This is a genomic window from Terriglobia bacterium, from assembly GCA_036496425.1.
Classification (GTDB): domain Bacteria; phylum Acidobacteriota; class Terriglobia; order 20CM-2-55-15; family 20CM-2-55-15; genus 20CM-2-55-15.
In genome coordinates this window covers 1-10,321 of the sequence record DASXLG010000012.1, presented here as the reverse complement: position 1 = coordinate 10,321, position 10,321 = coordinate 1, and the positions used below count along the sequence as shown (strand labels likewise).

Genomic DNA, 10,321 nt, shown 5'->3' with positions numbered 1-10,321 from the left:
TCATTGAACACGAGTTCAGCGACGGGGGGTGTCCTCTGCGGCCTGGCGAAACCGGTCTTTCAGCCGGCGGCATCCCTCAAATACGCCGGGAGTTCGACAACGAGGGTATCGCCTTTATCTCCGCCGGATTCCAGGCGCAGTCTTCCGTTGTGCTGCTCGACAATGCCGGAAGCCAGAGCCAGGCCCAACGTTGATACCGAGAGCTGCTTGGTTCCCGTAAATGGAGACTCGTAGATTCGAGTTTGCAGTTCTTCCCCCGATGCCGGGCCTGTACGTGAAATTTCGACGCGCACTTGTTCGCCGCCGGCGGATAGCGTAATCCGCAGTTCCCGGCTCGGATCGCCATCGCCAAGGGTGGCTTCGGCGTTTTGCAGGAGGTACAGCACGACGAGCTGCATCTGAGCTTCATCGGCCAGGACCGGAGGCGCCTTCAGGATTAACATGGATGCGTCGATGTTCTGTGCTGCCCACTGTTGAGCTCGAAGATGGGTAATCTGCCAGAGCACGTCCGACAGAGCAATGGGCCTCAGCTTTGGCGCCGCGCTGTTAATAAAGCTTCGAAATTGGCGGGCTGCAGTTGCCGTCTGATCGATGCCTTGAGAAATCTTGGTAAGGTACCCCCTCACCTGCTCCGGGACTCCCGGATGGCTGTGCGCCAGGTCCGTGTATCCCATTGCGACCGCCAGAGGATTGCTGATTTCCCGGACGACGTAATTAAACGCCTGTGAAGTCAATGAGAGCCGTTCGGTTTCCGCAAGGCGGTCACAGAGGGAAAGAAGGCTCTGCCCGAAGCTCTCTTCTTCGCGGAGTTGCGCGTGGGACCAGGCATTCTGGAGAGCGAGGCCAATGTAGACCGAAATTCCCAGCAGGAATTCGCGGTCCGAATCGGTGATAGGCCGGAGGCGGTTCAGAAGCTGGAGCACACCGATGATTTCGCCTTTTCGATCGCAAACCGGCAGTGTAAAGAGGTCCTTTGTATGGTACCCGAGCCGCTGATCGAACGCGCGTGCAAAGCGCGGATCCGCATAGGCATCCGGTATATCGAGCACCTCGCCCGTTTTCGCCACCGTTCCAGCGATCCCGATCCCGAGCGGCACGAAGATGTCTCGATTGTTCACCTCATGCGCAACAATCGATCGGAGGACTCCCTTTGCGCGATCGACGACGAACACGGAGAGCCGTTCAACATGCACTTCAGGCCGAACGACATCGAGGATGATTTGTGTGATTTCGTTCAGTTCAAGGGTCGAGTTCAGCAGCCTGGCCGCTTCCAGCAGCACTTGTAAACGATGCAGATCGATGTTTGAGCTTTGTTCCTTCATCACTCACCCAGAGCGGCACTCTACGCAACGGATAGACTTTTGTCGATATCTATAGTGGCCCGCCGTCTGGGTTTAGGTCAGAGCGCTATTGAGGGTTTTCGCGTTTTGGCGGCGCCTCCAGAAACTAATGTTGAGGCTCAGGGCTTCTGCGCGCCGGGGCCGCCGTCATCGGCAGATCCGGCAAAGACTTTCCGGCCGTCCGGCAGCATGACGTTTCGGGCATTTACCGTATTGGATCCGTCTTTCGCCCGGAAGCCCTCGATGGTGACGATGTCGCCGACTTTCAAGGAGTCTTTTCTCCATCCTTGACGGTAAAGTCCGTTCGGCGCGCCTGTTTCAACCGCGTAGTTTATCTCTTTGCCGGCCTCATCCTTCGCGTCTACATAGAAGTAAACATGAGGATTCGCCCACTCGACTTTGGTGACTTTGCCCTGAAACTTGATGGGCTTGTTGCTATCGTACTCCGCCGCGAACGAATGATGCGCGAGCACCGGTCCGGCTGCCAGCAGTAAGCCGGACAGAGCCGTAAGGGCAAGCAGACGACGCCTCATAGACCCACTCCTCTCAACAATTTCCCCGACGAGTATTGCAGGTAGATTATAGACACGGAAACTCCGGCCGTAAATGGTCACGTATACGCCGTTTTTCGTGCCTGTCCATGAAATTCTGTGATAATTTTGCCCACATTCGGGAGGCATAAATGATCTCAAGCATTGCAGTCGTGCTTTTCAGCACCGCGCTGGCCACTGCCCCATGCGCAAGCCTGAAATCCGTTTCACTTCCCAACACAACGATAACGATGGCGGAGTCTGTTCCGGCCGGGAATTTCACACCTCCAGGAGGAGGCAGCGGCGGACAACGGGGTGGCGCGCCTGCGGGATTGCAGGTGCCGGCATTTTGCCGGATCGCTGCGACGCTCAAGCCGTCGGCGGATTCCGAAATCAGCCTGGAAGTGTGGCTGCCCGAGAACTGGAATGGAAAGTTTGAGTTTGTCGGCGGTGGCGGCTGGGCTGGCGTGATCAGTTATCCGGCTTTGGCCTCGGCCCTCCAGGAGGGTTATGCCACCGCATCGACAGACACGGGACATAAAGGCGGCGCCGCGAATTTTGCAATCGAGCATCCGGAAAAGCTGGTCGATTTCGCGTACCGGGCCGTCCACGAATCCACCGTCAAGTCGAAGGCGATCATGATGACGTTCTATGATCGCTTGCCGAAATATTCCTACTGGAATGGATGCTCGACGGGTGGCCGCCAGGGATTAATGGAGGCGCAACGCTATCCCGAAGACTTCGACGCCATCGTTGCCGGCGCGCCGGCGAATTACCAGACGCATTTGCATACCTGGGACCTCAGCGTAGCCGTCCCGGTCCTGAAAGACCCCGCTCAGGTCGTTCCCGCGGCGAAGGCCGCAATGCTGAACAAGGCCGTTCTGGCAGCCTGTGATGAGAAGGACAAGGTCAAGGACGGCCTGCTGACGAATCCCCGTTCGTGCAAGTTCGATCCGGCGGTGCTTTTGTGCAAAGCCGGCGAGTCTGAGAACTGCCTCACGGCTCCGCAGCTTGATGCAGTCAAGCGCATGTACGCTCCGGCGAAGACCAAAAGCGGCGAGGTCGTTTTTCCGGGCAAGGAATTCGGCAGCGAAACCGGCTGGAACGCTATTGCCGGCGGCCAGGCGCCCCAGGCCGTCTCGCTCGGATCATTCCTCGTCGCGTATGACAACGCCAACTGGGACTGGAAAACGTTCGATCTGGATCGCGATCTGAAAATGGTCGACGAAAAAGTCGGCAACATCGTGAACGCGATCAACCCGGATCTCTCGGCGTTCAAGGCCCGCGGCGGGAAGCTGATTCTGTATCACGGCTGGAATGACACCGCCATCTCTCCAGGCAATACCATCAATTATTACAGCAGCGTGCTGTCGAAGATGGGAGCGAAGCAGGATAACTGGATCCGGCTGTTCATGATCCCCGGCATGGGACATTGTCAGGGCGGCCCCGGCCCGAGTCAGGTGAATTACATGGGCGCGCTCGAGCGCTGGCGTGAGTCGGGCTTGGCGCCGGATCAAATGCAGGCATATCACGTAACCAACAATCGAGTCGACATGGCGCGGCCGCTTTGCCCTTACCCGCAGGCCGCGCAGTACAAAGGTGTAGGCAGTACAAATGACGCGGCCAACTTCGTGTGCAGGGCGCCGCAGTCGAATGCGAACTGAACTCAGTTCTCAGGAGGATTAATAATGTCCAAGTCGAAGAGCTCCGTAAATCGTCGAGGTTTTTTAAAGGGCGCGGCCGCCGGCGCGGCCGCTCTCGTGACCAGTGTTGAAGCGGCCGAAGCCCAGCAGGCCGGTGCCGGCGCTGCCACACAGCGCGCCGCAGCTGCGCCCGCCCGCGCCGGGGCTGTTCCTCCTCCAACCCAGGGACAGATTGACCGCGATGCCGGGAATGTCACGCCGCCGCCGGTCACGGCGCGCACCATCACGCGTCCAGGATCCGATCTGATGACTCAGGTCCTGCGGGACCTCCAGATCGAATATGTCGCCGCGAACCCGGGCTCCAGCTTCGAAGGGCTGCAGGAGTCGTTGATCAATTACGGCAATCCGCCGAACAAAACGCCGGAATTCATCACGGCGCTTCACGAAGAATCCGCCGTCACCATGGCGCACGGCTACGGCAAAGCCGAAGGCAAACCGATGTGCGCCCTGTTGCATGGCACGATCGGAATTCAACACGCGTCGATGTCCATCTATCAGGCGTACTACGATCGGACGCCCATCCTTCTGCTGGCGGGCCGCGATAAGAGTTTCATCGCGGCGCATACGGCAAACGACATGGCGGCCATGGTTCGCAGCTTTACAAAATGGGATGCGCAGCCAAAGACCCTCGATGAAGCCATGACGGCCATTCAGCGCGCTTATAATGAGGCCATCACTCCGCCTCAAGCGCCCACGCTGGTGGTACTCGACACGGAAATCCAGAAGGACGAAGCCAAGACCGCGAAGGTTCCCGCCTGGCAGGCGCCGCGCATCGCCGGCATCGAGGCGGCCCAGTCCAGGGAGATCGCCGCGGGCCTGCTCGATGCGAAAAATCCGCGCATCGCCGTTGGCCGTCTGCGGACGCCGCAAGGCGTCAAGAACGCCGTCCAGCTGGCCGAATTGGTCGGTGCCTCGACGAGCACCGCGGCGACGAACGGCCCGATGAGTTTCCCGCAGCGTCATCCGCTCTGCGGCCCGGGCGCAGACACCAACTACGATTACACGCTCGGTCTGGAATCCGCCGGTGCCCAGGCTTCGATTACCGGACCCGGCCTTGCGACGCTGCTCCCTCGTGATGCGATGAATGTCGGGTTCGGCGGCATTGCTCCGAACGGCGGCGGCCGAACCGGCGGCAGAAACGGTGGCGGCCGAGGCGGCAGGGGCGGCGGCGCCGCTGCCGGTGTGAGCATGAATCTCACCGCCGACGCGGAAGCCAGTCTGCCGGGCATCATCGACGAAGTGAACCGGCAACTGACAGCCGACAAAAAACGAACGATTCAAGACCGCACTGCGAAACATACGGAAGCCAACCAGAAAGCCCATGTCGAAGCCGTCAAGCAGGCTGTCGAAGCGAAACGGGCCGGCTGGGACGGCAGCCCCGTTTCAACTGCGCGAATCTATTCCGAACTCTGGCCGCTCATCATGAATGAAGACTGGTGCCTCTCTTCTCCCAGCAGTTTCTCCGGCGGACACAACGCCCAGCTCTGGGATCACAACAAGCCGTACAGCTATCTCGGTGGACAGGGCGCGGGCGGTATGGGATACGGCGCTCCTGCTTCGGTCGGCGCGGCGCTCGCGGCGAAAAGCCGCGGCCGTATCGTCGTCAATGTCCAGACGGATGGTGATTTGAACTATGCCCCCGGCATTTTGTGGACGGCTGTCCACCACAAGCTGCCGATGCTGACTGTCATGCACAACAATCGCGCCTGGCATCAGGAATTGATGTTCGTCGAATATATGGCCGGCGTGCGCGGCCGCGGAACCGATCGGGGACATATCGGCACCAGTTTGCGGAATCCCTATATCGATTACGCGAAGATGGCCGCTGGGTATGGCATGGCGGGCGAAGGTCCGATCTCGGATCCGAAGCTGCTGGCTGCGGCACTGAAACGTGGCGTCGAAAGCGTCAAGCGGGGCGATCCCTACATGATCGACGTCGTTACGCAACCGAGGTAATTACCGTGAAGAAAAATCTCATTTCACGAATCGTTATTGTGGCCCTGGCCGTTCCCGTCATGTTCCTGGCTCAGGGCCGCGGCGGTGGCCGCGGCGCCGCCGTGGCCGGTAATCCGAATCCTCCGACGAGTCCGGTAACCGGGAATGCCACCAACGGCAAGGCGTTGTTCTACAACTACAGCTGCTACGGCTGTCACGGCTTCAACGGGGAGACCGGCCGTGCTTTCGTGGGCCACTGGACAACCAATCTCGCGACCGAAGACAACTTCATCAAGTTCCTTCGCGGCCGTGCGAACGTCGCGCCGGAAACGCCGTCGGCCAGTATGCCGAACTTTGCGGCGAACACGATGAGCGATAAGCAGGCAAAGGATATTTATGCCTACATCCGCACATTCAAAAGCAATGCTCCGCCGCTGCAGAACATTTCGACGCTGAATGAAATTGTGAAAGCGGCGTCGAAACCGTATAAACCTTAGGAAGAACTTTTTTAGCCGCAGATGACGCGGATGACGCAGATGGGGGCGCATCAAGTTCGTGCTTGCGCCCCCATCTGCGTCATCCGCGTCATCTGCGGCTAAAAAAGCTATGTGCCTTTTGTGTCTAAATCTCGCAACGCTATAAACATTTCGGACATTCTGGACAAGAGCGGTATCAGTTCCTTCCAGATTGGCATTTTCATCCTCTGCGCCCTGTGCCTGATCATGGACGGCTTCGACGTCCAGGCTCTCGGGCCGATTGCTCCCGCCATCATTCAGGATTGGCACGTGCCCATGGCCCAGATGGGGCCGGCTCTCAGTGCGGCGCTGGTCGGCATTCTGTTTGGGTCGCTTCTGTTCAGCATGGTCGCCGACAAAGTCGGCCGCAGACCCGTCCTCATTTGTGCGACTTTATTCTTTTCCGTCGTGACCTTGATGACGTCACGCGTCAACACGATCGCCGAATTGCGCACCATCCGGTTTTTCGGGGGCATGGGTCTTGGTGGAATCATGCCGAACGCCGTCGCTCTGGTCGGCGAATATTCTCCGCGCCGCATGCGCATCTTATTAATGATCGTCGTCACCAATGGTTTCAACGTTGGGGCGGCATTGGCCGGATTGATTTCGGCCTGGATGATTCCTGCGTTCGGCTGGCGCTCGGTGTTTCTTGTCGGCGGCGCGATACCTGCGGTCATCGGCACGCTGATGCTGGTGTTCCTTCCCGAATCGCTTCAGTTTCTGGCATTGCGCGGCAAGGCGCCGGAAAAACTCGCGAAATGGATTCGGCGCATCGATCCGGCCGCTGCCGTGGACAGCCGGACAGAGTATGTGGTCCACGAACAAAAGAGCGGCGGGGTTCCGATTCTCCATCTTTTTACAGAAGGACGTGCTGTTGGAACCACACTGCTGTGGATCATCAACTTCATGAACCTGCTGAACCTTTATTTCCTGGCGAGCTGGTTGCCGACAGTCGTGAATGCAGCCTTTGGTTCGGTCCGCACCGGGGCCTTGGTGGCAACCACTTTGCAGCTGGGCGGGGTTATCGGAACGTTCTTCTTTTCCTGGGTTGTTGAGCGGATCGGCTTTATCCCGGTCCTAGGTACAGCGTTCCTGATCGCGTGCATCACGATCGCCTTAATCGGTGCGCCCGCATTGTCGTTGGTCTTGTTGTTCATCATTGTTTTCATCGCCGGTTTCTGCGTGGTCGGCGGGCAGGGCGCCATCAACGCACTCGCCGCCACCTACTATCCGACGAACCTCCGTTCGACCGGAGTCGGCTCCGGTCTTGGCGTTGGCCGCATCGGCGGGATTGCCGGACCGTCGGTGGCCGGCGCCTTGTTGATGATCGGCTGGATGCCGCGCCAGTTGTTTTATGCCGCTGCCATTCCAGCGTTGATCTCCGCCATCACCATGTTTTCGTTGAGGTGGGTGATGAAGCCTGGGGAGAAACCGGTAGAGGGAAGCCAGGTGCTGGTTCACTGAGGGGAGATCAGCCACAAAGGGCACAAAAAGCACAAAAGGAATCAACCCGGTTCGTTTTTGTGGCTAATCTCTTCGTCATCCGGCGCTAACTGTTCTATCCTTTCAAGGTTGTGCACGATCAACATAAGAATCCGAAGACTGACATCGAGATCGCTCAAGAAGCCCATATGCAGCCGATCGCCCAGGTGGCGAGCCGGAAGCTTGGAATCAACCTCAGCGACCTTCTCTTATACGGGCATTTCAAGGCGAAGGTCTCTCTCGACTATGTGAGATCGCTGCCGCCGCGGCCGAATGCGAAATTGATCCTGGTCACCGCCATCACGCCCACCACCGCGGGTGAAGGTAAGACGACGACGACCGTCGGGCTGGGGGATGCGCTGAACCACATCGGTAAGAACGCGATCATCTGTCTGCGCGAGCCGAGCCTGGGTCCGTGTTTTGGCGTGAAGGGCGGAGCGGCGGGCGGAGGTTACGCGCAGGTCGTGCCCATGGAGGACATCAATCTCCATTTCACCGGCGACTTCCACGCTATCGGTGTTGCCAACAACCTGCTGGCTTCACTGATCGATAACCACATGTACTGGGGAAATGCGCTCGAGCTGGATTCGAGACGAATCTCCTGGCGGCGCGCCATCGATATGAACGACCGCTCGCTCCGCGAGATGGCGATAGCGCTGGGCGGGGTCGGGAATGGATATCCGCGCCAGGACGGGTTCGACATCATCGCCGCTTCGGAAATCATGGCGGTTTTCTGTCTCGCGGCGGACCTCGACGATCTGAAGAGACGCCTCGGAAACATCATTGTCGGGCAGACCAGAGATCGAAAATACATTCAAGCTTCGCAGTTCGAGGCGGCCGGCGCGATGACGGCTTTACTGAAGGACGCGTTCGCTCCGAATCTGGTACAGACGATCGAGAACAATCCCGCCCTGATTCACGGCGGCCCCTTCGCCAACATCGCTCATGGATGTAACTCCGTCATTGCCACCAGAACGGCATTGAAGATGGCGGACTATGTCGTGACCGAGGCTGGTTTCGGTGCCGATCTGGGGGCCGAGAAGTTCATGGATATCAAGTGCCGCAAGGCGGGCTTGACACCGGATTGCGCTGTCGTTGTGGCGACGGTCCGCGCTTTAAAAATGCACGGTGGAGTGCCAAAGGATGCGCTCAAGCAGGAGAACCTCGAAGCTCTCGAAAAAGGCTTCGCTAATCTCGCCCGCCACGTCGAGAACGTCCGTAAGTTTGGTGTGCCCGTGCTGGTGGGCGTGAACCGTTTCAGCGCGGATACCGACGCCGAAACGGCGTTGCTGCAAGCGCTTTGCAAACAACTCGAGGTCCAGTGCGTCTTATCCGACCACTGGGCTCGGGGAGGCCCCGGGGCCGCCGACCTGGCTCACGCCGTTGTCAAAACGATCGAAACGACACCTTCCCAGTTCCATCCTCTTTATCCGGACGACATGCCGCTTTGGAAAAAGGCTCAGACCATTGCCCGGGAAATCTACGGCGCGGACGACATTATCGGCGATCAGAAGGTCCGCGACCGTTTCAAGGAATTGCAGGACCGCGGCTACGGCCATTTACCGGTCTGTATTGCTAAAACGCAGTACAGCTTCACCACGGACCCGGACAAGAAGGGCGCTCCGAAACACCACGTGGTTCCGATCCGCGAGGTCCGGCTGTCGGCCGGCGCCGAATTCGTCGTCGCCATCTGCGGGGACATCATGACAATGCCCGGGTTGCCTAAAATTCCTGCAGCGAACAAGATCGATGTCACTCCGGACGGACGCATCGTCGGACTCTTCTAGATCCTCCCGGCGTAACCTATAGAAGATAATGCGTCTTTAGCTGTAAGCTTCGCGGCCTGGTCTGCCGATACAGATCGAGTTATGAAGTCGTTAGCACTCGATCCAGGCCAAGTCTCCGCCAGCGCCCCCAGACCGTCAACTCGTCTGGGCGATTTGCTCATCAGCGGCGACTTTATCACGCAAGATCAATTGGATCAGGCCCTTAAGCATCAAAAAACCAAGGGTGGCCGCCTCGGTGGATGTCTCATCAAACTGGGCTTTCTGACCGAGGAAATTCTGCATTCGGTGCTGTCACGCCAGTGCGGCATTGACGTCATTGATCCGGTATCCTGCGAGGTCGATCCCGACGTCCTCAAACTCCTGCCGAGAGACTGGGCGTCCCGGCTGACCATTTTGCCTATCCGCCGCGAAGGCAATGTGCTCTTTGTGGCCCTGTCCGATCCCAACGACGTTGTCATGCTTGACGAAGTCAAGTTCAGAACCGGCATGCGGATCACGCCGCTGCTGGCGTCGGAAGCTCAGATTCGTGAGGCCATCGACAAGCACTACGGCAGCCCCAAAGATATGGAACTCCGAAAAGTCTTCGACGACTTGCCGGAGCCGGAGCAGCAGGAAGGGCAAAACCTCCAGGTTGTCGGCGAAGATCACCAGGAGCTCGATACCGAGGCGCTGAAATCGCAGTCGGAAGAGGCTCCGATCATCCGCCTCGTGAATTTCATTCTGGTCGACTCTCTTCGAAGCGGCGCCAGTGACATTCACATCGAGCCGTTCGAAAAAGAGCTGCGCGTACGGTTCCGGGTGGACGGCGTTCTGAAGACCGTGATGAGCCCTCCCGTGAAACTGAAGGATGCGCTGACCTCGCGTCTCAAAATCATGGCGCGGCTGAACATTTCGGAAAAACGGGTTCCTCAGGACGGACGTATTCGAATCCGTACCCGCGTTACCGGCAAGCTGAAAGACCTGGATTTCCGCGTATCCGTGCTGCCCTGTCTGTTCGGCGAAAAAATCGTTTTGCGATTGCTGGACAAA

Annotated in this window: 8 protein-coding genes; 6 read left to right on the top strand and 2 right to left on the bottom strand. The window is 58.5% G+C overall.

Annotation, left to right across the window (positions count from 1 at the left end; all coding sequences use genetic code 11):
• Positions 1-59: 59 nt before the first annotated feature.
• Positions 60-1,322, bottom strand: coding sequence for a GAF domain-containing sensor histidine kinase (locus VGK48_00650; GenBank protein HEY2379662.1), 1,263 nt, complete (start codon positions 1,320-1,322; stop codon positions 60-62).
• Positions 1,323-1,459: 137 nt separating this feature from the next.
• A complete protein-coding gene (locus VGK48_00645) occupies positions 1,460-1,873 on the bottom strand; it encodes a DUF6152 family protein (protein HEY2379661.1) in 414 nt (137 codons plus the stop codon).
• A 149-nt stretch (positions 1,874-2,022) separates the two neighbouring features.
• Between VGK48_00645 and VGK48_00640 the strand changes: the two genes are divergently transcribed.
• The 6 genes from VGK48_00640 to VGK48_00615 all read left to right on the top strand — a co-directional run.
• Positions 2,023-3,534, top strand: a complete 1,512-nt coding sequence (locus VGK48_00640) for a tannase/feruloyl esterase family alpha/beta hydrolase (protein ID HEY2379660.1) — start codon at positions 2,023-2,025, stop codon at positions 3,532-3,534.
• Positions 3,535-3,558: 24 nt separating this feature from the next.
• Entirely contained in the window at positions 3,559-5,529 is a 1,971-nt protein-coding gene (locus VGK48_00635) for a thiamine pyrophosphate-dependent enzyme (GenBank protein ID HEY2379659.1), read from the top strand.
• A 5-nt stretch (positions 5,530-5,534) separates the two neighbouring features.
• Positions 5,535-6,005: a cytochrome c gene (locus VGK48_00630; protein ID HEY2379658.1), complete on the top strand. Its 471-nt coding sequence runs from the start codon at positions 5,535-5,537 to the stop codon at positions 6,003-6,005.
• 120 nt (positions 6,006-6,125) lie between these two features.
• The gene (locus VGK48_00625; protein HEY2379657.1) at positions 6,126-7,487 is read left to right on the top strand and encodes an MFS transporter; all 1,362 of its coding nucleotides are present in this window, start codon (positions 6,126-6,128) and stop codon (positions 7,485-7,487) included.
• A 110-nt stretch (positions 7,488-7,597) separates the two neighbouring features.
• On the top strand, positions 7,598-9,292 hold the full coding sequence (locus VGK48_00620; GenBank protein ID HEY2379656.1) for a formate--tetrahydrofolate ligase: 1,695 nt from the start codon (positions 7,598-7,600) through the stop codon (positions 9,290-9,292).
• Between the two features lie 81 nt (positions 9,293-9,373).
• Positions 9,374-10,321: ATPase, T2SS/T4P/T4SS family (locus VGK48_00615; protein ID HEY2379655.1), on the top strand; the 948-nt coding region annotated here is incomplete at its 3' end.

Coding starts and splice junctions, on each gene's coding strand:
- VGK48_00650 (HEY2379662.1), bottom strand. CDS start 1,322: ATGAAGGAACAAAGCTCAAACATCGATCTGCATCGTTTACAAGTGCTG.
- VGK48_00645 (HEY2379661.1), bottom strand. CDS start 1,873: ATGAGGCGTCGTCTGCTTGCCCTTACGGCTCTGTCCGGCTTACTGCTG.
- VGK48_00640 (HEY2379660.1), top strand. CDS start 2,023: ATGATCTCAAGCATTGCAGTCGTGCTTTTCAGCACCGCGCTGGCCACT.
- VGK48_00635 (HEY2379659.1), top strand. CDS start 3,559: ATGTCCAAGTCGAAGAGCTCCGTAAATCGTCGAGGTTTTTTAAAGGGC.